This is a genomic window from Pseudoscardovia suis, assembly GCF_002797875.1.
Taxonomy (GTDB): Bacteria; Actinomycetota; Actinomycetes; order Actinomycetales; family Bifidobacteriaceae; genus Pseudoscardovia; species Pseudoscardovia suis.
The window spans coordinates 552,738-574,413 of the sequence record NZ_PGFC01000001.1; the positions used below are offsets into that span (position 1 = coordinate 552,738).

The 21,676-nt window shown below is 60.6% G+C and carries 16 protein-coding genes, 1 tRNA gene and 1 pseudogene; 14 read left to right on the forward strand and 4 right to left on the reverse strand.

Translation table 11 applies throughout. From position 1 onward, the window contains the following. Positions 1–3: 3 nt before the first annotated feature. From CLV65_RS02085 to CLV65_RS02095, 3 genes are all read left to right on the forward strand, one after another. The gene (locus CLV65_RS02085; protein ID WP_094691717.1) at positions 4–1,929 is read left to right on the forward strand and encodes a cell division protein PerM; all 1,926 of its coding nucleotides are present in this window, start codon (positions 4–6) and stop codon (positions 1,927–1,929) included. Between the two features lie 186 nt (positions 1,930–2,115). Continuing rightward, entirely contained in the window at positions 2,116–3,750 is a 1,635-nt protein-coding gene (purH, locus tag CLV65_RS02090; RefSeq protein WP_094691718.1) for a bifunctional phosphoribosylaminoimidazolecarboxamide formyltransferase/IMP cyclohydrolase, read from the forward strand. 35 nt (positions 3,751–3,785) lie between these two features. Further along, a complete protein-coding gene (locus CLV65_RS02095; protein WP_094691719.1) occupies positions 3,786–4,181 on the forward strand; it encodes a hypothetical protein in 396 nt (131 codons plus the stop codon). 223 nt (positions 4,182–4,404) lie between these two features. Here the strand turns inward: CLV65_RS02095 and CLV65_RS02100 are convergent, their stop codons facing one another. Further along, the gene (locus CLV65_RS02100; RefSeq protein WP_094691720.1) at positions 4,405–4,794 is read right to left on the reverse strand and encodes an SdpI family protein; all 390 of its coding nucleotides are present in this window, start codon (positions 4,792–4,794) and stop codon (positions 4,405–4,407) included. A 374-nt stretch (positions 4,795–5,168) separates the two neighbouring features. Then, positions 5,169–6,233 carry an MIP/aquaporin family protein gene (locus CLV65_RS02105; RefSeq protein ID WP_094691721.1) on the reverse strand — a complete coding sequence of 355 codons (1,065 nt, stop codon included), beginning with the start codon at positions 6,231–6,233 and terminating at the stop codon, positions 5,169–5,171. A gap of 431 nt (positions 6,234–6,664) precedes the next feature. On the opposite strand from CLV65_RS02105, the gene CLV65_RS02110 reads away from it, so the two are divergent. The 5 genes from CLV65_RS02110 (at position 6,665) to CLV65_RS09175 (ending at position 11,598) form a co-directional block, all read left to right on the forward strand. Further along, a complete protein-coding gene (locus CLV65_RS02110; RefSeq protein ID WP_094691722.1) occupies positions 6,665–7,441 on the forward strand; it encodes a pseudouridine synthase in 777 nt (258 codons plus the stop codon). Further along, on the forward strand, positions 7,438–9,576 hold the full coding sequence (gene der / locus CLV65_RS02115; RefSeq protein ID WP_094691723.1) for a bifunctional cytidylate kinase/GTPase Der: 2,139 nt from the start codon (positions 7,438–7,440) through the stop codon (positions 9,574–9,576). Before CLV65_RS02110 ends, der begins: the two co-directional genes overlap by 4 nt. 585 nt (positions 9,577–10,161) lie before the next feature. Next, the gene (locus CLV65_RS02120) at positions 10,162–11,091 is read left to right on the forward strand and encodes a hypothetical protein (protein WP_144441906.1); all 930 of its coding nucleotides are present in this window, start codon (positions 10,162–10,164) and stop codon (positions 11,089–11,091) included. An 84-nt stretch (positions 11,092–11,175) separates the two neighbouring features. After that, positions 11,176–11,310 carry a hypothetical protein gene (locus CLV65_RS09080; RefSeq protein ID WP_275542124.1) on the forward strand — a complete coding sequence of 45 codons (135 nt, stop codon included), beginning with the start codon at positions 11,176–11,178 and terminating at the stop codon, positions 11,308–11,310. A 90-nt stretch (positions 11,311–11,400) separates the two neighbouring features. Further along, entirely contained in the window at positions 11,401–11,598 is a 198-nt protein-coding gene (locus CLV65_RS09175) for a transposase-like zinc-binding domain-containing protein (protein ID WP_420848422.1), read from the forward strand. Between the two features lie 117 nt (positions 11,599–11,715). On the opposite strand, the gene CLV65_RS02125 is transcribed toward CLV65_RS09175, so the two are convergent. Further along, positions 11,716–11,793, reverse strand: a tRNA-Pro gene (locus tag CLV65_RS02125). A gap of 736 nt (positions 11,794–12,529) precedes the next feature. Here CLV65_RS02125 and CLV65_RS02130 point away from each other — a divergent pair. From CLV65_RS02130 to CLV65_RS02155, 6 genes are all read left to right on the forward strand, one after another. Then, a complete protein-coding gene (locus CLV65_RS02130; RefSeq protein WP_094691725.1) occupies positions 12,530–14,005 on the forward strand; it encodes a UTP--glucose-1-phosphate uridylyltransferase in 1,476 nt (491 codons plus the stop codon). A 285-nt stretch (positions 14,006–14,290) separates the two neighbouring features. Continuing rightward, entirely contained in the window at positions 14,291–16,198 is a 1,908-nt protein-coding gene (locus CLV65_RS02135) for a helix-turn-helix transcriptional regulator (protein ID WP_094691726.1), read from the forward strand. A gap of 73 nt (positions 16,199–16,271) precedes the next feature. Further along, the gene (locus CLV65_RS02140; protein ID WP_094691727.1) at positions 16,272–16,589 is read left to right on the forward strand and encodes a hypothetical protein; all 318 of its coding nucleotides are present in this window, start codon (positions 16,272–16,274) and stop codon (positions 16,587–16,589) included. A 42-nt stretch (positions 16,590–16,631) separates the two neighbouring features. Beyond that, complete coding sequence (locus tag CLV65_RS02145) at positions 16,632–19,247, forward strand: DEAD/DEAH box helicase (protein ID WP_094691728.1); 2,616 nt, start codon at positions 16,632–16,634, stop codon at positions 19,245–19,247. Positions 19,248–19,399: 152 nt separating this feature from the next. After that, on the forward strand, positions 19,400–19,747 hold the full coding sequence (locus tag CLV65_RS02150) for an RNA polymerase-binding protein RbpA (RefSeq protein ID WP_094691729.1): 348 nt from the start codon (positions 19,400–19,402) through the stop codon (positions 19,745–19,747). 39 nt (positions 19,748–19,786) lie between these two features. Continuing rightward, positions 19,787–20,500, forward strand: a complete 714-nt coding sequence (locus CLV65_RS02155) for an HAD hydrolase-like protein (protein WP_094691730.1) — start codon at positions 19,787–19,789, stop codon at positions 20,498–20,500. Positions 20,501–21,063: 563 nt separating this feature from the next. Here CLV65_RS02155 and CLV65_RS08995 read toward each other — a convergent pair. After that, positions 21,064–21,489, reverse strand: a pseudogene (locus CLV65_RS08995) (MerR family transcriptional regulator); the annotation flags it as partial. Between the last annotated feature and the right edge of the window lie 187 nt (positions 21,490–21,676).

A 21,676-nucleotide genomic window follows, 5' to 3' on the forward strand; every position in this document is an offset into this window, starting at 1 on the left:
TCCATGAGAAACACGCACGACCCGAACGAACCACGGCAATCGAAACGATCCGCAGGCCGTTCATCCGCCGGTGGCCGTCGCAGGACCACCAGCAGCGACGCAAATGCCTCCCAAGGCGGCTCGCCATTAGACTCGGCGCGCACCAACGCCACTGTTCCCGGCCACGCGGGCGTTCACGACCGCGCAGGTCGTGTCGGCACTGGCCGAAAGGTCTCCAGCGGCGGCAACCACAACAGCAACCACGCTGATGCGGAACAATCAACGCAGGATGGTTTCGCATCAGCGCAACCGCCGAGCTCCGGCCGACCGGTCGTTGCTGAGTTTGGCAGGGGGCTCATTGCAGGGTTGCTGGGTTGGTTCCTTCCCTCGTTCTTTCTGTCGCTGCTGTGCGGCATTTGCACGTTGCTGTTTTCAGTGGAGAGCACTACGTCCCTCACCGGCGCCATCATGCCCTTGGCAACCGCATCCGTGCTGTTGAGCCAAGGGGTGGGGGTGCGTTACGAGTTCCTCGACATCACGCTGATACCGCTGCTGGGCACGATTCTGTTTGTGGCTGTCGGTTCCGCTGTCACCGCGAAATGGTTGCGCCACCATGCGCTGATATCGTATGTGAGTTTCGCTCTCGTATGGATCGGGCTCGACTGCTTGGTGTTCGCCAAGTCTGCGCTGACACCCGCCGATTCCTTGCCCATCGCTGCAGGGAAGTTCGCCCTCATGGTTCTCGTATGCTTCGTAGTGGCACAGGGCAGTGCTCCGATTCGAGCCGGGTTGCGCAAGATCCGGACGCATATTTCGCAGCCGTTGGCCCGCACCTTGGATTCATCGCTTCGGATGGCGCGCGCGTTCCTTATCCTCATGGCCGTCATCGCTTTCATAACCGTCGCCGTGTGGGTGTTCCTGGGCTTCGATGCCATGCGCACAGTCGCTTCGTTCCTCGCAATGGGCAATGTGACGTTCTGGTCCACTTGCATCATCACATTGCTGTGGCTGCCCAACCTGTGCATATGGGCGCTGTCCTGGATCGTGGGTCCCGGCTTCAGCATTGGTCAGATCGCAACCTTCACACTGTGGAACGGCCAGGCCAGCAACCTCCCCGCGGTTCCTGTGTTCGGCATATTCCCCACGGCGATCGCCGATGCGCGGCTTCGCGTAGCGCTGGAAGCGACACCGGCTGTGGGGGCTTTCGTCATCGGCTGCTTCTTCCTATGGTCGAGCAAACGTCTGGACATCCTGCATCGCCGGATGAGTTCGAAGCCGGCTTTGTCATCGCCGCGCTCCATCGTCGACTACTTGCTCGCCCTCGTATGCATGTGCCTGTCGAGCATATGGATCGTTGTGGTTTGCCTTGTCGCCTTCATTCTCAGCAGCGGCGGCATGGGCTCCGGCCGTCTGGGACATCTGGGCATCAGCGACGTGTGGGCATCCACCCAGGCGATTTCAAAGCCAGCCGCGATGGGATTCTTCGCATCCGTTCTCCTGCTCTTCCTTGTATCCTGCATCGAATCGCTTATCCGGTTCATGAGAAGCAGACACCGCGTGACCGCGACACCACACGCGCCCCGGGATCTTTCTTCCATAGCCCCGCAACAGAAGAGGTCCGCGGATTCCGCGGCCTCCGTGGATTCCGCGATTAACGAGGCGGTGCGTCTTGCGTCTGAATCCACAGATGGCATGTCGTCAAACGCCCCAGGCACTGACACCGGCATAGGCACGGGCAGAGACACAAGCACCTCCTATTCCACCACGTCGTCGCGCTCCGCCTCCCAGACGTCGCAATCGTCATCCCCATGGCATGCGGCCGCACCGCACGAGCCGACATCCATTCGCGAAGCATTGGATTCACGCTACTTCCCGTCGGAATCATCTCTGCCCGCCGTGCCAGCGGCCGACGATGCCTCAGACGAGGAATCCCCGAAACCAACCAAATAAGAGCCCAAACGCCACGCTGTACACGGCAAGCTCTTACAATGGGGAGTTGTCGGCTCATACACATCGCCGTTATTCTTCCCGCCATCCCATGGATCGCATTCCAGCGTTCCCACATGCCACGGGTGACGGCGCTGCGGTCCGCCGCATGGCCCCATAACCCATCCAAAGAAAAGGAGAACACAGCACATGGCTGATTCCACAAGCCGCCCCATCAAGCGCGCGCTGGTGTCCGTGTATCACAAAGACGGAATCGAAGTCCTCGCCCAGGCGTTCGTCAAGGCAGGGACGTCCGTAGTCTCCACTGGCTCCACCGCCAAGAAGCTTGAAGAGCTCGGCGTCAATGTAACTCCTGTGGAGAAGGTTACGGGGTTCCCCGAAAGCCTTGATGGCCGCGTCAAGACGCTCGACCCGCACATCCACGCCGGCATCCTTGCCGACATGACGAACCCCGAGCATGCACGTCAGCTCAAGGAATTGGGCATCGAGCCCTTCGACCTCGTCGTGGTGAACCTGTATCCGTTCGCCGACACGGTGCGTTCCGGCGCCAATGAGGCTGACACCATCGAGAAGATCGACATCGGCGGTCCTTCGATGGTCCGTGGCGCAGCCAAGAACTCCGCCACCGTCGCCGTCATCACCGACAAGAACGATTATGCCCTTGCGGCAGAGCGCGTGAGCAATGGAGAAGGCTTCACGCTCGCCGAGCGTCGTTATCTTGCCGCCAAGGCATTCGCCCATACGGCAGCCTATGACGCGACGATCATCGAATGGGCCAAGAACGTGTGGAAGAAGCCCGCATCGCTCGAACCCGCCACGGATGATGCCGATGCTCAGACGCCCAACACCGATGAGCTCTTCCCGCCGACGTACACCCGCACGTGGGACAAGTCCAACGTGCTGCGTTACGGCGAAAACTCCCACCAGCAGGCCGCTCTGTATCTCGACCCGCTCACGCATTCCGACTTCGCCCATGCGCAGCTGCTGCACGGCAAGCCGATGAGCTACAACAACTACGTCGATGCGGATTCCGCATGGCGTTCCGCCTGGGATTTCGCCCCGAAGATCGCCGTGGCAGTCGTCAAGCACTCCAACCCGTGCGGCCTCGCCATCGGCGAGACGGTCGCGGAAGCGCACCGCAAGGCCCACGCATGCGATCCGATGAGCGCCTATGGTGGCGTCATCGCAGCCAACGCCACCGTGACGTTGGAAATGGCACAGGCCGTCAAGCACATCTTCACCGAGGTCATCGTGGCGCCCGATTACGAGCCTGAAGCCCTCGAGCTTCTCGAGACGAAGAAGAACCTGCGCATCCTCAAGGTGCCGACCCGCCCGGTGCTGGATCAGTCCATCCGTCAGATCGACGGTGGCCTGCTCGTGCAGACGACCGACCGCATCGACGCCGAGGGTGACGATCCGAAGAACTGGAAGCTCGTCAGCGGCGAAGCCGCGGACGAAGCGACGCTGCGCGACCTTGAGTTCGCATGGCGCGCCATCCGGTCCGTCAAGTCCAACGCCATCCTCATCGCCCATGATGAAGCGACCGTGGGCGTGGGCATGGGTCAGGTGAACCGCGTGGATTCTAGCAAGCTTGCCGTCGAGCGCGCCAATACCCTCGCCGATGGTGTCAACCGCACCAAGGGCGCCGTTGCCGCCTCCGACGCATTCTTCCCGTTCGCTGATGGCCTGCAGATTCTTGTGGATGCAGGCGTCAAGGCCATCGTGCAGCCTGGCGGCTCGATTCGCGATGAGGAAGTCATCGAAGCGGCCAAGGCAGCTGGCGTGACGCTGTACCTCACCGGCACGCGTCACTTCTTCCACTGACACATACGCCGAAAACAGTGCAGGAACCTGAAACGATGGATACCGAAAATAACGGTGACACCCGCCCTCAGCAGGGTAGCCCTGTTCAGGGCAAACCTTCGTCGGGTCAGCCGCAGCAGGATGACACGAACGTCCGCGAAGGCTTCCATGTCGAGCATGTCAAGGTGTCGGAGACCAACGAGGGCAAGCCGTGGTTCGAATGGATCGTGGCTGCGTGCCTTCTTGTCTCCGTCATCCTGGCATGGGCACGCCACCCCGGTCTTGCATCGCTCGTCGTGGTGGCGGTTCTGTGGAGCGCCGCCATCGTGCGCAGCGTATATGGTCCGGACAGCCCATGGAAGGTGCGTTCCGTCGGATTCGATTCCTTCATAGGGGCGTCCTTGGGAACGATTCTCGGACTGCTTTTCTGGAGCATTCGCTTCCTGCACTGAAACGGCATGGTCGCGGTCGTCACTCCATGACGGTCACGAAGAAACGTTGAGGGGCTGTGTGCAATCCTTTGGTTGGATTGCGCACAGCCCCTCGTTTGTGTCTGCGCGGATTCCGTGATGCAGCTGCCACAAAACAGGCGTGTCAGCCTACTCGCCAGCGGTTCGTGCACTTCAGGCTTTCCGCTGTGGATTCTCAGACAGCGGATTCTCAGGAAGCGGACTCTTAAGCCTTGAATTCTTCCGCTTCCGATCCTCCTACCGGGGATTGCGACTGAGACGCGTCCATATCCTTCTCCGTCTGCGCCTGCGCATCCGCATCCTCTTGCTTCTTGGCATTCAGCGCAAGGACAGCGTCGGAAATCACCTGTTCTTCCGAACGCACGCCCGGGGCAGCGGTGCTTCCTGTTCCGTCATCGCGCAGCACGGTGACGAGAAGCACCCCGCACAGCGCGATGAGGACCGCATAGACGATGATGAAGCCAGCGGTGCGAATCAGCAAATCCATCGCCGTGAGCACAATCATGATGATGCCGAAGATAATGGCGCATATCACTGCAATGCGCATCGCTTTGCGTTGTTTGTCTGTCAATGAGCGGTTGGGTTCCAGCTGCATTGTGTCCTCCCTTGTATTGTTTTCAATTGTATTGTCGTTTGTATTGTCGTTGGGTCCTCGGTGACGAACACGACAGGCCGCGTGCCTTCCACACAGCGACGGAGGCAAGAGGATGGTGACCAAAAGCGATGGGACAAACCACCGTTGGCTTTCTCTGTCACTGGCTTCTGTGCCTGCGGCGGTGCCGGCTTTCCTCCAAATTACGACCTCTCGCAGACAGATGCTTGGACAGATGCTTGGGATGCGCAGATATGAAAAGCCCGCAAGGCAACGTGCGTGTCTTGCGGGCTTTGCTAGCATTATCGTCTCCGAGCATTGTCTCCATGCATCCAGCAGCGATGCTGGACTACGCTCGGGCGGCGATTATGCGGGGTTCAGTCCTTGGACTCGGAATCTTCCTCTTCGTAGGAGATTCCGGCGGCAGCGAGCTGTTCGCTTGCATCTTCGGAATCCTCGGAATCAGCAGCGGCGTCGGAGGAATCAGCAGCGTCCTTCGCGAGCTCAGCCTTCTCTTCGACGATATCGGCAGCGGACTTCTCGTTGGAGTGCAGGGAGCGCACAACGAGGAACACGAGCGCCACAACGGCTGCGGCAAGCAGGGGAGCGACCCAGAAGATCCACAGCTGCTGCAGAGGCAACGTCACAGCGGTGGTAGTGGTGGACGTCGTGGAGGATGCCGAAGAAATCGAATCGTTGTAAGCCTTGGCTGCGGACTGGCCTGCGAGCGCCATGCCGGTTGCGCGGGCGGGGTTGAGGGCAGCGCCGGTGAAGGGGTATGCGACTGCGGTCGCCACACCATAGCCGAGGGCGGTTGCGAGCCACGCCATCGGCTTGGGAACGCCGTTCTCATTCTGGGACTTGAGCACGATGGCAACGACGATGGCGGTCATCGCGACTTCGAACAGCACGCCGAACTTGACGCCGAAGATGACGCCGCTCACGCCCATCTGGTTCAGCGTTACGGTGAGCGGGGAGGATTCGCGCACGCCGTTGACGGCGTAACGAATCCAGGTGTACACGCTGTACAGCGAGCTGCTGTTGGCCGAAGATGCATCGGACGGCATCACGATGAGCTTGACGAGAAGTTCAGCAGCGCCGAATGCGCCCAGGCACTGGGCGATGACGTAAAGGATGAAGTCCGCGAATCCGATGCGTCCCAGCAGAACGGAGGCAAGCGACACTGCAGGATTGAGGTGCGCGCCGGAGACGTGGCCGAACATATATGTGACGGCGCCGTATGCAAGGCCGACGAGCAAGCCCACGGTGAGGATGTTCGGGCCAATCATCATGGAATTGAGAACGGTTCCGATGGAGCAAATCGCGTAAACCGCCAGGAATACAAGGAACGAACCCACGAGTTCGGTGACGACGCGGGCGACGCGCGACGTCGAGAGCGTAGCTTCGTCCGTTTCAGTGGATGTAGCAGTAGAAGTTGCCATGTGTCTGTCTTTCTTTGTGTCGGTCTAACTATTACTGACCACCGCACATGATACCAGCCGTATCCTTGGAAAGACTTGGAAACCGCAATATATGTGCATCTACGCATGCGCAACGCGACCGGAGCATCTCATGTATGGCTGGGACGCGACGCGCCGTCGGCGCTTTGGCCAGGGGCGTCGCTATACTTACTCTGTTTCTATAAATTTGGATGTAGCGGGAAGCAATCCTCGGGAGTAATTCCACAGCGAATCATTTCACAAAGAATAATTCTCACGTGGAGCAATCCGCACAGGAAGCAATCCCATAATTCACGGGTTCGCACACACTCACAGGTGGCATGCACCAGTGCGGAACCACCGCAAGGACGGTACATGAAGCCGCCAGGGATTGATTCCATCCGCCATGCATCCCCGGCCACGTTGGGAGAACGATGCCACACCCTTATAGCCACGCCTTGAAGGCACATTCCGATTCCTCTTCCGAAGGCATTCGCCTGCAGAAGGTCCTCGCACAGGCGGGCTATGGCTCGCGACGCAAGTGCGAGGAGATGATCACGTCCGGCCGAGTGGAGGTCGACGGCGAACTGGCGACCGAGCTAGGCACCCGAGTGGACCCCGCCAAGCAGGACATCCGCGTCGACGGGTCACGCGTGCACATCCACAACAAGTACGTGACGCTGGCGCTCAACAAGCCCCGCCGCGTCCTGTCGACGATGAGCGACCCGAAGGGCCGTTACACGCTTGCAGACATCATCGGCGACAAGTACCAGCGCATATTCCACATGGGTCGCCTCGATTATGATTCCGAGGGCCTCATCCTGATGACGAACGACGGCGAACTCGCCCAGCACGTCATGCACCCCAAGTACGAGGTTGAGAAAACGTACATCGCCACCGTCGAAGGCCACATCGGCGGCAACGTCTGCCGTCGCCTCGTGCGCCAGGGCGTGCAGCTCGACGATGGCTGGATCAAGTTCGACCATTGCGCGATCCTCGACCAGAGCCGCGACCGTTCCGTCGTGAAGGTCGTCATCCACTCGGGCAAGAACCGCATCGTGCGCCGTGTGTTCGATGCCGTCGGCTTCCCCGTGAAGCGACTCATGCGCGTGCAGATCGGCCCCATCAAGTTGGGTGAGGTCAAGCCCGGCTCGTACCGCGTGCTGTCCGAGACCGAGGTCAAGTCTTTGGAGCAGGAGGTGGGCCTGTGATTCGCGTAGCCATCGACGGACCTGCAGGCGTGGGCAAATCCACCACATCGAAGGCCCTCGCCAAGCATTTCGGATACGCCTACCTCGATACCGGCGCCATGTATCGCGCCGCCGCATGGTGGTGCATGAAGCAGGGCATCGATCTGGATGCCGAGCCGGATGAGCAGGCCATCTGCGAAGCGGTGGCGCAGCTTTTCACCGAGGACCATCTCGACATGGGCCTCGACCCCGAAAACCCGACCATCACCTGCGACGGGGAGGACATCTCCGAGCAGATTCGTTCGGCAGAGGTCTCGTCGCACGTCTCGGTCGTCTCGGGCATCATTCCGGTGCGCCATGTGCTCATCGCCGCCCAACGCGCCTACATGGCCGGGCAGGCCGACCCCGATTCTTTCTCGCATGGTTCCGGCGTCGTGGCGGAAGGCCGTGACATCACCACGGTCGTCGCCCCGGACGCGGAGGTGCGCGTATTGCTCACCGCACGCCCCGAAGTGCGCCAGGCACGCCGCAACGGCCAGGCTCAGGCGGGTGCCGCCGGCGCGGATGACGTGGCGAAGCGAGACAAGGCCGATTCGAAGGTCACGAGCTTCCTGACCGCAGCGGATGGCGTCGTGACCGTCGACAACTCGGACATGGACTTCCAGCAGACCCTCGACACGCTCATCGACCTGGTCGACAAGGCGATCGACGAGCAGCTGTATGACGACTACGCAGCCAACCTCAACGAATACGACCTTGAGGAAGGCGACGAGGAACTCATCGAGGATGCCGGGGATACGGACGAGGACGAAGCCCCCGTCAATCGCGCCGTGGGTGTCATCGCCGTCGTCGGCAGGCCGAACGTGGGCAAATCCACGCTCGTCAACCGCATTCTGGGACGCCGTGCCGCCGTCGTGGAAGACACGCCCGGTGTCACGCGCGACCGTGTCAGCTACGACGCGGAATGGGCAGGCACCGACTTCAAGCTCGTCGATACCGGCGGCTGGGAGGCGGATGTCGAAGGCATCGATTCCGCGATTGCCTCGCAAGCCCAGATCGCCGTGGGGCTGTCGGACGCAGTGATTCTCGTCGTGGATGGCTCGGTCGGCCTGACATCATCCGATTCTCGCATCGTCTCCATGCTGCGCGCCGCCGGCAAGCCGGTGACCGTCGCCGTCAACAAGGTGGACACCGGCGAACAGGAATATCTGACCGCCGAATTCTGGAAGCTGGGATTGGGGGAGCCGTTCGGAATCTCCGCCATGCATGGCAGGGGAGTGGGCGACCTGCTCGACGACGCCCTCGCCAAGCTCAAGAAGGCCGACAAGACCTCCGGCTTGCTCACGCCGTCCACACTGCGCCGCGTTGCGCTCATCGGACGGCCGAACGTCGGCAAGTCCAGCCTGCTCAACCAGCTGGCGCATGAGGAACGCGCCGTGGTAGACGATTACGCCGGCACCACGCGCGACCCGGTGGACGAGGTCATCAAGCTGGACGGCGAGGACTGGCTGTTCATCGACACGGCAGGAATCAAGCGGCGCCTGCACAAAATCAGCGGCGCCGAGTATTACTCAAGCCTGCGCACGCAAGCCGCCATTGAACGCGCCGAGCTCGCGCTCGTCCTGTTCGACGTCTCTCAACCGATTTCCGACCAAGACCTCAAGGTCATGAGCCAGGCGGTGGACGCGGGACGCGCCATCGTGCTCGTGTTCAACAAGTGGGATCTGCAAGACGAATTCTCCCGCCAGCGGCTCGAAAGGCTATGGGAGACGGAGTTCAGCCGCGTCAGGTGGGCGCAGCGTGTGAATCTGTCTGCAAAGACGGGTTGGCACACGAATCGTTTGCCGCAGGCCATGCGACAGGCATTGGAGTCCTGGGACAAGCGCATATCCACCGGCAAGCTCAATGCGTTCCTTGGTCAATTGCAGGCAGCGCATCCGCACCCGTTGCGCGGCGGCAAGCAGCCTCGCATCCTGTTCGCCACGCAGGCCGGCACCCGTCCGCCGCGTTTCGTCATCTTCGCCACGGGCTTCCTCGACCACGGCTATCGTCGTTTCATCGAGCGATCGCTTCGTGATGAATTCGGATTCGAAGGTTCGCCGATCCAGATTTCGGTGAAGGTGCGCGAGAAAAAGAAGCGCGACAACAAGCGGTAGTTGATGCCGGGTTGATGTTGTGCTGATGCCGGGCACTGGCAGCGGTAGCCTTGCGGCCGCCTGCCGGTGCCCGGCATTATTTTTTATCGGCTTGTGCGCGCAGCCTGCGGCGCGTCGAATCGGCCTCCGGGGCGTGCCCGGCGCGTAACACCTGCCTTAACCTCCACCGGCTCGTGCACGCAAACTGCCGCCGTTCCTGCCGGCATCCAACAAGACCCTAGACATGCCGCATGGTGCATGGACGGTGCCGATACACCGTGCTTTGTGCACCTATGAGATGCGAGTGATGGCCTTCGCGCGTGGCGGTTCCGATGATGTGCGGCGGTTGTTGTGCGGTTATGCTGGTGTGAACCGGCGGGCGGGCCCGCTGCCCATCAAGGTCGAGTTCGTGATAGGGGGCAAGTGATGTTTTTGACGATTCCTTCGGATTTTTCTTCTGCTCGTCGTTTGCCCCCGGTGGAGATTGCTGGTTTCCGCTGTGTGTTTGTCGGCCGGGGTAGGCTGCGTGGCGATTTCGTGGTTTTCAACTGCGTCCTGGAACCGGGGGATAATCATGTGCCGATGGTGTGTATCCCCGCGGGGAGTGTGGGGATTCCGCATGATCTGGTCGATGCCGAAACGTTGGGCACGGCTATTTTGAATGCGCGCGATTATGATGAATCCCATATCGGGGCCGTGGTCCAGCGCATGCCCGATGAGGCCGGGGAGGACTTGTACAGTCGTTTGACGGGGCAGCCTGTAGGAAAGACGGGTAATTGGTCTGCGACATGCCTTGTGTGCTATTACCCGCAGATCGGTAAGTGGAAGGCGATACGCGAGGCCCCGTCGCTGCGCTGGGTCAATGATGTGGATACGAGGATTCGCGTTGGCATACTCGAGTGTCCGGGTGGCGTTGGCGCGGAGGAGCTTGGGGGGATGGTGCTGGAGTCGTATGCGCGGGTTGATGCGTGGTGCGCCCGTAACGGGCGGAACCCATACACGGGGATGCCGTGCCCGTTGCGCGAGGACCTGGGCGGCGACGGGGTGCTGGTGCTGACGCCGCCGGCGTATTTCCAGGAGGATTACGCACCGGCTCCGGGGGTGGTGCGCGGGTATTACCATCACGTGGATGCGATGGCGTTGCCGCAGGAGCCCGGCTCCCGGTGGTACGGGGGCTGGGTGCGTGGCCTGGACGCGTGGCTGTGCTGGCGCGTGGTGCCGGCCGGTGATGCGGATGGCCTGCTGGAGGCGTGGCAGGCCGCGCATGGCCGCGCTGTGGAGGCGTCCTCCGCGGGATGCGAGGGGGAGCCGGGCGCGGGGTGCTTCTCATCGCGCGGCGTGGTGTCGAACAGGTCGTGGGCGTCGCATTGGTTCCGCCGGGAGCTGGCATCCGGTGATGTGTTGGAGCTGGTGCTGGACGTCAAGCAGCCCGGCCGCCGCAAGCGCCTGGCCGGCAAGGCGGTCAAGACGTGGGAGCGCTGCGCCCGCCACACCCAGCTCCTCCCACCGGACAACGCTACGGGAACACAGGCATGATGCCGGCGGGTGTGAACATGCCGGTGACTGCCGTGTTTCCGCAGCTTAATCACTTTAGAGCCCCAGCACCGAAGGTGCCTGACCTTGCATGATACGAGCGGCACCGTCGTCACCGACACGGCGGGCGCGAACTTCACCTCTCTCGACACTTATCAGATGCGAGAGGCTGCACAGCCCCAGCCAGTGGCCACCCCCTCCATGGGGATTCTGGGTATATAGGAACCAAAGTTATTGCTTATAATCCCCGCAGGCGTTGTGGCCGTAGGCGTGTCGGGGTGTCGGACTTGGCTCCTGTGTCTTCATGGGGTGATGAGGACACGATCGAACAGGGCCCCGGAGTGCGGATTGTGCGGGGCGAGGATGAAGAAGAACGGCCATGACCGGCTCGGGCGCCAACGCTGGATGTGCACGGGTTGCAGCGCGACGGAGACGCCCCGGAACCCGACACCTCAATCGAATGGACCGACCTGCACATGCCCGTCTTCAACACCTGAACGAGAAGTCTAAAGCAATAACTTTGGTTCCTATATGCCGGATTCTGGCAATAGTCCATACAGACGAATCGTATAAACGACTCAGGGAAAACAAAAGGCAGGACCTCGTAATACGAAATCCTGCCTTATTTGGTCGGGCCGGCGGGATTTGAACCCGCGACCCCTTGACCCCCAGTCAAGTGCGCTACCCAAGCTGCGCTACGGCCCGATCGACGTTTCTAACGCCGAGGTAAGACGATACCACGGCCAGCATGAATTGGCAATTCAGCTCAATCAGGAGTGTCCGCCATCGGCGGAGTTGCGCGGATTCCACAGCGTGTCGCAAGAAGAGGATGCGCAGGGCAGGGAGACACACAGGGCAGCACGGCCGCTATGCGCAAGCCGTGACTGGCACATAGCGACGCAACAGGACCAGCAGGGCGAAAAACATCGGCCAGATTGCTAGGCGCGCACACCAGACAGACCCAGCACGGCCGTTATGTGCAAGCCACGACTGGCACATAACGGCGCAAATCGCCAAGGACACCAAAGACACCGGCCTGATTGCAGGAATCAGCACACCAGACAAACCCAGCACAGCCGCTATGTGCAAGCCACCACTGGCGCATAGCGACACAGCAGGACCAGCAGGGCGAAAACATCGCCCTAATTGCTCGGCCCGCACATCAGGCAAACCCAGCACAGCCGCTATGTGCAAGCCGCCACTGGCACATAGCTCAACTTCCTGTGGAACAGTCGCAGCGGGCATTGTCGTCAGTCGCGGATAAATTCGAGCCTTGTATTGCTCGTTATCCGAACATGATGATTCTGACATGATGCGGTTTTTGGGGGGACCAATCACAATGGCACATGATGAGACGACAGCTGCAACAAACGCGGCGACCACAGAGCCGCAGCCCACAGCTCCCGAGGATCTTGCAGCAGCAGCTGATTCACTTCACGGAATGTCTGCCGCCAACGACGGCGCCGGGGCATCCGGGGCATCAACGCCGCAGGCCGGCTTCGAAGCGTTCGAAGAGAAGATGCTCGACAACAACATGTCGGAGCTTTCCATCCAGCAGTTCCACCACCTGTACACCTCGTGGAAGAACGGCTCGCGCACGGTAATTCCCGAATCCACGATCACGCCGATCAAGGAAGGCGAGATAACCAGCGTCGCCGAGGAGCACGAGAACCTCGACCACGATTTCGCCATGGAGGCTTTCCGCCATACCGCGTTCCTCAAGCTCAACGGAGGCCTCGGCACCTCCATGGGTCTTGAGGGTCCCAAGTCCTTGCTGCCGGTGCGCCGTCACAAGGCCCGCCAGATGCGTTTCATCGACATCATCATGGGCCAGGTCATCGCCTCACGCATCCGCCAGGATGTGCCGCTGCCGCTGGTGTTCATGAATTCATTCCGCACGTCCGGCGATACGCTCAAGGTGATGAAGGCCGACCAGCGTTTCCGTCAGGAGAACGTGCCGTGGGAAATCGTGCAGCACACCGAGCCCAAGATCGATGCCGCCACCGGCGCACCCGCACAGTTCCCGGAGAATCATGAGCTGGAATGGTGCCCGCCCGGGCACGGCGATGTGTTCAGCACTATCTGGGAATCCCATCTGCTTGATTCCCTGCAGGCCGCTGGCATGGAATACCTGTTCATCTCGAATTCCGACAACTTGGGCGCGCGTCCGTCCAGCACGCTGGCGGGAGCCTTTGCGAAATCAGGCGCCCCCTTCATGGTGGAGGTCTCCAAGAAGACCCCGTCCGACCGCAAGGGCGGCCAGATCGTGCGCGACCGCAAGAGCGGCCAGCTCATGCTTCGCGAAATCTCGCAGGTGCCGGAAAGCGACCTCAGCGCCGCTCTCAATTACCGGCATCACCGTTACTTCAACACGAACAACATCTGGGTGCGCGTGGATGCACTCAAGGAGCTGCTTGCGCAACATGACGGCGTGCTCGACCTGCCGATCATCGTCAACCACAAGACCGTGGATCCGTCCAACAAGAACACCGAAAAGGTCATCCAGCTGGAGACTGCGATGGGTGCCGCCATTTCGCTGTTCCCCAATGCAACGTGCATCGAGGTAAACCGTTCCCGGTTCCTGCCGGTGAAGACGACGAACGATTTGTTCGTCATGCGTTCTGACCGTTTCCACCTGACGGACAGCTTCGAGATGGAGGACGGCAATTATGTCTTCCCTGATGTGAAGCTCGACCCAGAGCATTTCAAGAACATCCAGGACTTCGACGACAGATTCCCCTACGGCGTGCCTTCCATCGCCGCCGCGAACAGCGTGACGGTGGACGGGGACTGGTATTTCGGCCGCGACGTGAGCTTCTACGGCGACGCCCACCTGCCTGATTACGGCCATCCGTCCTACGTGCCGAACGGCTCCTTCGTGGGACCGCAAGGCATCGAACCCGACGAATGGATCTGACATCCATGACCGTCCTGCCGGCATCCATCGGCCACATATGACACGCCGATGGATGCCGGCATCGTCATTTCGGAACCTTTGCTGAAGTCGAATCGCGGAGCGTGGTAACCTTGCGTAAGAGCGGGAAAGCTACGCTCCGCGTTTTTGCTCTCCATACAAAACGATTGCGCGCACGGCGTGTAATCGTCGTTTTGCGTGCACACACATGAATTGGCCGCTAGAATGTCTATGGGACGCGGTAAGAGCCCCGTTTCGCAATTCATCGAACGAGATACGCGAGGTCATATGGCAGAAGGATCCAACGGCAGGCGTCGTTTTTCGGATAAGTGGGGTAAGCACGAACTTGATGTGCTCGCCGTCTTGTCGTCGGCGTTCCCCCAATGGCTCACATCACGCCAAATAGCGCAAAGGGTGAAGGCCTACGCCGATTCCTATGGGGAACTGGCTGATCAAGCCGCGAAGGCGGCGTTCGCCAAGCAATTCCAGCGTGACCGTGCCAAGCTCGCCGCGATGGGCATCGCCATCGAATCACGCCAACCGGAATATTCCTCCAAGTCCGAGGGACAGGACTTCGCATCGTATCGTCTCCAGCTCGGCGACGAACCGCGCATCAGGATTCAATTCGAGCCGCAGGAGCTCCCAGTTCTTGCTGCCGCGAACTATCTGGCGCGCTCGGTTTCCATCACCAGCCAGCAGAACCAGCAGGAGCAGGAACAGGCTCGCAAGCAGCCCCGCAACACGCCGCGCGTGCCGCAGGTGCCGGTGCCCGGGCTCGGCCTGGACTCCATCGCGCCGGGTCTGGGCACGCAGTCCATCCCCGACAATCTCGTCAAGGTCGTGGAGCAGCGCCGTTTCACGGCGACCGTGCAGACGGACGGCGAGGAAATCCACGTCGCTTACACCGATTCCGATGACTTGGCCACATTCGTGCTTGAGCACCCGGGCGCGGTGATCATGAACCCGCAGGAAGCCGTGGATTCGTTCAAGCGCCGCCTCAATGCAGCCATCGAATTCAAACCGTGCGATGACTCCAGCAAGACAACGCCGGTTCCCGTCTCGGAATACCATCCGGCATCCGTGCCAGAGCAGGAGGAGGAACCCACCACAGGCCGCCGCACGACGACACCGTACCAGACCGGCAGCGAGGTCGATCGCAGGCTGCGCCTCATGTTGTTCCTGTCCGCTCATCTGGGCGAGGAATTCAAGCTGGAGGATCTGGCCGAGCGTTTCGTAGGCGAACCTGCGGACGAAACCGACCGCAAGAAGGGCATCGCCACCATCAAGAAGGATGTGGAGCGCCTCACCACGGTCTCCGACGATGGCGAGATGGCGGGAAGCCAGTTCTTTGACTTCGACTGGACACTGCTCGAAGACGAGGGGATTGTGTGCGCCACGAATTCCCTTGGCTTGGAACGCCTGGCGGGAATCTCACCCCAATACCTGAGCCTGCTCACCGCTTCCGTGAGCTATCTGGCGCATTCGCCGGTCATGCCGGAGGATTCGCGCAAGCAGGCGGAAAGCCTTTATCAAAGGCTCCATTCGCTCATCAAGCCGGGTGATTCCGCATGGCTGAGCCTCACCGGCTATGAACTGGAGCCGCCGTGCTATACCGCGGTGAAAGAGGCCATCCGCTCCGGCCAGCTGCTCGACATGGAATACACCGACGGCGCCGGACGCACCCGTCGCAAGCTCGTGGCGCCAGCCAAGATTTACGTGGATGAGGGCGTGTATTACGCAGCCGTGTGGACGGGCGTGCGGCGCGAGGATGTAAGCTCGGACTACGACTTCCCCGAGCAGCAAGACCAGCCCAGCCGCGAGAAGAAGCATCCGGAGTGGCAGACCCTGCGTTTGGCGCGCATCGGCCATCTGGAGGTCGTGCAGCCGGTGCATCCGATCACCATTCCCAACGTGCCGCTTTCCGAATTGCGTGAGTGGAGCGTCGACAACGGCACCCCCGCCGAATTCATCACCGACACCGTCGGCCGTTCGTTCATTCGCGATCTGCCGTATGCCACGGTGGAGCCGTGGGGTGATGGCGAGAAGGTCCACCTGCTGGTGTGCTCGGATTCATGGTTTGTGGCGTTCTGCATTGCGCACGCCCGCCATATCGTGGCGGTGGGCCCCGAAACGCTTCGCACGATGATGATTGCCCGCGCCAAGCACGAGCTGTCGCTTTTCGACGAAAACAAGTGAATGAACGCAGCCGCGTGTTGCGACGCACGACGGCGCTGACAGGCGATGTCGCAAAACCTGCAAGGAGGTTGCCATGCCGGGATGGGGCTGGGCTGTGCTCGTCGTCTTCATGATTATGGCGGTTGTATTAGGGCTGATTCACGCATTCCGTCGGTTCCGTCACTTCGGATTCATGGGCGCCGCCTTGGGCAATGCAATGGGTAAGCGTTTCGACAGGATGGCCTCGGCGAGCGCGCCTAAGCGCACCAGCGAGCCGCCGCTGTTCACCCAGCCGCTGGATGTGGCCCAGCAACGTTACGAACGGGCGTATGCGAAGAAACTCGAACGCCAGGACCGTGCGCACGCAAGGCATCGCGCGACGTGGTTGCAGTGGCTTGACTTCAACAAGTGACGCTCACACGTGACACGGCGGAATCAGGGAAAGCGAAGAACCATGACGCATCACCATCATCACCGGCACGACGCGCAGGCACAGGACGCATGCACTGCACGCGCGCCGTTTGATCCGCAAAGCCCGGCGGCGCGCTATCAGGCTTTCAAGGAACGACAGCGCCATGCCTCAAGCGCCGCCGCCGCCTTCGAGAACACGTTGCAGTTCACCCTCGATGACTTCCAGCGCGATGCGATTGACGCTTTGGAAGCAGGCCGGAACGTGCTTGTCGCAGCGCCAACAGGCGCCGGCAAGACCATTGTGGCGGACTTCGCTATGTTCCTAGCGCAACGGCGCAACGTCAAGGCGTTCTACACGACCCCCATCAAAGCCCTGAGCAACCAGAAGTACCATGACCTTGCCGCGGTGTATGGGCAGGATCGCGTTGGACTGCTCACCGGCGACATGTCGGTCAATCCGGAGGCCGACATCGTGGTGATGACCACGGAAGTCCTGCGCAACATGATTTACGAGAACTCCACGACGCTCAATGCTTTGGAATACGTGGTGCTGGACGAAGTGCACTATCTGGCGGACCGTTTCCGCGGACAGGTGTGGGAAGAGGTCATCGTGCATCTTCCTGAGCGTGTGAAAATCGTGGGATTGTCCGCGACCGTATCGAATGTCGAGGATTTCTCGGCATGGATCGAATCGGTGCGCGGGGATACCGCGCTTGTCATCTCGGAGCATCGTCCGGTCCCGCTGGAACGCCACGTGATGACCCAACGGGACGACCGTACGGAACCTCAACTGTGGGATCTGTACCGTTCCGCCGATTCCGACCAAGTGAATCCCGGTCTGGTGCATGAGCTTGCGCGGCTTGACCGCGAGGGGGAGAAGCGTGCCCATGCGTTCAATGACGGGCGGGATTCGCGCGGTTCGACGCGTGGCGGACGTGGTCACCATGGCAAGACAATGGCTAAGGAGGACCGCGATACGCGCGGTCAGGAATTGCGCCACGTGCCCAAGCGTTGGGCAGTCATCGACGAGATGGACTTCCTAGGGCTGCTTCCCGGCATCTATTTCATATTCTCGCGTGCGGGCTGCGACAGGGCGGTGGAGCAGTGCGTCAATGCGGGGTTGCGACTGACGACCGACCAGGAGGCGCTGCGCATCCGCCGCATCGTGGACGGCATGATGGAAGGGCAGATCGATCGCGATGATGCGCGCGCCTTGGGTTTCTCGCGCTTCCGTTTCGCTCTCGAACAGGGTTTCGCACCCCACCACGCCGGCATGATCGCATTGTTCCGCCAGATTGTGGAGACACTGTTCGAACAGGGCCTCGTCAAGGTTGTGTTCGCCACCGAAACGCTGGCATTGGGCATCAACATGCCGGCCCGTTCGGTGATTGTTGAAAAGCTCGAGAAATTCAACGGCGAAGGCCACGTGCCGCTCACGCCAGGGGAGTTCACCCAGCTGACCGGGCGTGCCGGACGCCGTGGAATCGATGTGATCGGCCATGCCGTCATCGTCGACCACCGGGGCTTCCAGCCGCAGTTGGCGGCGGCGCTGTCGAGCAAGCGCGTGTACCCGTTGCATTCCAGCTTCTCGCCGACGTTCAACATGGCGGTGAACCTGCTTAATTCATCCACGTATTCCGAAGCCCGCGTGACCCTCGACCATTCGTTCGCCCAGTGGGAGGCCAATGAGTCGGCGGAAGACCTTGAGGGTCGCATCGACGCATTGCAACAGGCCTTGGACGGCTATGAGAAAGCGTTCTCCTGCGACCGCGGCGACTTCCGCGAATTCATGCGCCTGCGCATGGCGCTGACGGATGCGGAACGCAAGGACCGCCGACGCGCCGCCGGAATGCCATATTCCTCGCCGGAGGAGCGCAAGCAGGCGATCAAACAGATTGATGAGCGCATTGCCGATCTGAGGCGTCGTGAACGCGCGCACCCATGCCGTTCGTGCCCTGATCTTGCCGAGCATTTGCGCTGGGGCAACCGGTGGGCGAAGCAAGTGCGGCAGCTCGACAGGCTGCGCGACCGCTATGAATCACGCACCGGGTCGGTGGCGCGCCGTTTCGAACGCATCTGCGAAATCCTGCGCATCCTGGGTTACGTAGATGGAGAGGATGCGAAGAATTACCACGTGACGCAAAAAGGCCAGCTCCTGCGCCATCTTTATGGTGAGCTCGACATCGTGCTGGCGGAATGCCTCTCGCAGGGATTGCTCAATGGACTGTCAAGCGAAGAACTTGTCGCTGTCGTGTCGGGATTCGTGTTCGAGTCGCGTCGCGACAGCGCAGGGGAGCCGCGCCATTATCCCGGCGGTCTCAAAGGCCGCATCCACTCCACCGTGGTGCGCATCGGGCAAGTGCATGATGCCATCACGTCATTGTGCGAAGACTGGGGGCTTGACGATCTCAAACCGTTGGATTTCGGCGCCTGCGACATCATGTTCGACTGGTCGAGCGGCAAGAGCCTGGCGACCGTGCTCGATGGCACGGACATGACGGGCGGCGACTTCGTGCGTAGTTGCAAACGCGTTGCAGATGCCTTGGGCCAGATCGCCGCGGCGGCGCCATGGCTCGAGAACCGCGAGGTTGCCGACAGGGCGCATGACGCGATGCTCACGGTCAACAGGGGAGTCGTGGCCTACTCGGGCATCGACTGACCCTTGGTGCTGACCGCCAGTTTCAGCCTTCGGCGCAAGCCAGACCGCGCGCCATGGCGAACCGCTGCTGCGTGAGATAATGAAGAACTGGCATAACGGCGGTCTAAGCCGTTCGATAGTTTAGATAACGGAAACCACGTAAGGAGAATGCAATGGCAGAGCGCAGCCTCAGGGGCATGAGCATCGGGGCAAAGTCGTTGGAATCCGATGATAACGTCGATTTGGCTCCTCGCACCGATTATGCATATGTGTGCCCGGATGGCCATCGCACGATCATTCCCTTCGCAGAGGAAGCGGACGTGCCGCATGAGTGGGAATGCCGCTGCGGCAAAACAGCCCATCTCGAGGGCACGCAGGACCAGGAGGCGAACGACCTGACAAAGCAGGTGCGCAGCCACTGGGATATGCTCATGGAGCGCCGCACCGAAGACGAGCTCAAGGAGCTTCTCGAAAAGCGTCTCAAGATGCATCATGACGGCTGGTTCCCCGATTACGAGTGAGCCAGATGACCAGCCACGATTACGAGTGAGGAGAATCAATTGGAACATCCCACGAAAGTAGTCCTTCTCGACCTAGACGGCACGCTGACAAAATCCGATTCCGGCATTCTGTCATCCGCCATCCGCACATACAAGAAGCTGGGCAGGCCGGTGCCCACCGACGAGGAACTGAGCACCTTCGTGGGGCCGCCGTTGAGTGAATCGTTCACAAAGCACGGTCTGGCGGATGTTTCTGACGAAGCGGTGCGACTGTACCGCGAAGCGTACACCACGCCCACGTTTGATGATCCGTTGAACCCAGGCGGGGAGAAAATCCCCGGCATGTTCCTCAATGAAGTCTATGACGGGATTCCCGAGGCATTGAAGCAGCTGCGTGAACGCGGATACTTCCTTGCATTGGCGACGTGCAAGCCCGAACCACAGGCTCGCTTGATCTGCGAGCGATTCCATCTGACGGAACTGATGGATGATCTGTTTGGCGCCAGCCTTGACAATACGCGCATCCACAAGGCGCAAGTCATCCGTTACGGTTTCGACCGCATCCATTTCGACGAGGAACGCGGCGACCGAGCGGTCATGGTAGGCGACCGGTGGACGGATGTCGACGGCGGCCATTACACCGGTGTCAAATCCATCGGATGCCGGTGGGGATTCGCAGCTCCTGGCGAGCTCGAGGAACATGGCGCGGACATGATCATCGATACGACGGACGAGCTTCCCGACGCCGTGGATCGTTTCTTCGCGACATTCTGAGCTGCGCGATCACTCAGATTTTCACAACGTTCATGACAATCGTTCATGCCGTCGGCGGCTGCCGTCTGAAGCAGCCACCGACGGCTTTTTGCATATGCAATGGGTATGCAATGCATATGCAAACCGATGATTGAGATGCGTTGTATGCATTTGCACATGTTGTCGCCGGCGTTCGTCGGATCGCACGCACCGGGTCGCGTGCAGTGCGCCTGGATTGACTGACCGTCAGAACAGCGACGAGGCAACGCGCCAGGATTCGTCATGCAGTGACGTCTGAACGGCACCGGACCTGACAACGATGGCGAATCGCATCGCACAGAGAACCGCAGCACAGAGGACACAAAAGAATCAGGATTTGAGGGCATTCCAGCTGTCTCTACAAGCCTTCCCTAAGCGCCGATAATGTATGTTATGTCAGATTGGCTATCCCCGTGCGCCCATGTGCCTCTGTATCTGTGGTATCTGTATCTGTTGTATCTGCCGCAGCATCTCTATCTCCCGCTCGACACTTCGTCGTATCAGAACTCACCGGAATCTTGCGACAACAGGACTTCCTCGCACGCTTCGTCCTGGATCGCATCATGAATCTTATGCCAGATGGATCCTACGGAGACGCCGAACACAGCGTTCCCGGTTTTCATCAATTCGCCGACTTGGGCGTCGCTGGTGCATTCATACACGTGCTGTCCGTCGCACATGATGGTGATGTCCTCAAGCTGCGCCGCATTGCGCCCTTGTAAATATCCGATGGCCGTCGTCACGTTCTGCAGGTTCACGCCCACGTCAAGCAACCGTTTGGACACGGCGAGCACCAGGATGTCCTTGAATGAATACAATCTGCGGGAACCGGATCCATGCGAGGCTTTGACCGATGGTTCGACGATGTGCTTGCGTGCCCAATAATCAAGTTGCCGGTAGGTGATACCGGCAACTTTTGAAGCGACGGTCCCCCGGTAGCCTCGTACAACGCCTGGGGAATCCACGTCGATTCCCTCTGCGCCAAGACCAGCGTCGGCAGAGACCCCTGGCAGATTGTCCGCGAGCGAATCCTCGGGCAGCGCGAACAGGACGCCTTGCACTTCCTTTGCGCCTTGTTTCTGGGCGTCATGACCCTGCACGCCATGATGCGCCACACCACGTGCAGACGCACCGCCTGCAGTGGAGGCATCGGAGGCG

What these genes read in the sequence shown, in the direction of transcription:
- CLV65_RS02085 (WP_094691717.1), top strand. Translation starts at nt 4, where the DNA reads ATGAGAAACACGCACGACCCGAACGAACCACGGCAATCGAAACGATCC.
- purH (WP_094691718.1), top strand. Translation starts at nt 2,116, where the DNA reads ATGGCTGATTCCACAAGCCGCCCCATCAAGCGCGCGCTGGTGTCCGTG.
- CLV65_RS02095 (WP_094691719.1), top strand. Translation starts at nt 3,786, where the DNA reads ATGGATACCGAAAATAACGGTGACACCCGCCCTCAGCAGGGTAGCCCT.
- CLV65_RS02100 (WP_094691720.1), bottom strand. Translation starts at nt 4,794, where the DNA reads ATGCAGCTGGAACCCAACCGCTCATTGACAGACAAACAACGCAAAGCG.
- CLV65_RS02105 (WP_094691721.1), bottom strand. Translation starts at nt 6,233, where the DNA reads ATGGCAACTTCTACTGCTACATCCACTGAAACGGACGAAGCTACGCTC.
- CLV65_RS02110 (WP_094691722.1), top strand. Translation starts at nt 6,665, where the DNA reads ATGCCACACCCTTATAGCCACGCCTTGAAGGCACATTCCGATTCCTCT.
- CLV65_RS09175 (WP_420848422.1), top strand. Translation starts at nt 11,401, where the DNA reads ATGAGGACACGATCGAACAGGGCCCCGGAGTGCGGATTGTGCGGGGCG.
- CLV65_RS02130 (WP_094691725.1), top strand. Translation starts at nt 12,530, where the DNA reads ATGTCTGCCGCCAACGACGGCGCCGGGGCATCCGGGGCATCAACGCCG.
- CLV65_RS02135 (WP_094691726.1), top strand. Translation starts at nt 14,291, where the DNA reads ATGGCAGAAGGATCCAACGGCAGGCGTCGTTTTTCGGATAAGTGGGGT.
- CLV65_RS02140 (WP_094691727.1), top strand. Translation starts at nt 16,272, where the DNA reads ATGCCGGGATGGGGCTGGGCTGTGCTCGTCGTCTTCATGATTATGGCG.
- CLV65_RS02145 (WP_094691728.1), top strand. Translation starts at nt 16,632, where the DNA reads ATGACGCATCACCATCATCACCGGCACGACGCGCAGGCACAGGACGCA.
- CLV65_RS02150 (WP_094691729.1), top strand. Translation starts at nt 19,400, where the DNA reads ATGGCAGAGCGCAGCCTCAGGGGCATGAGCATCGGGGCAAAGTCGTTG.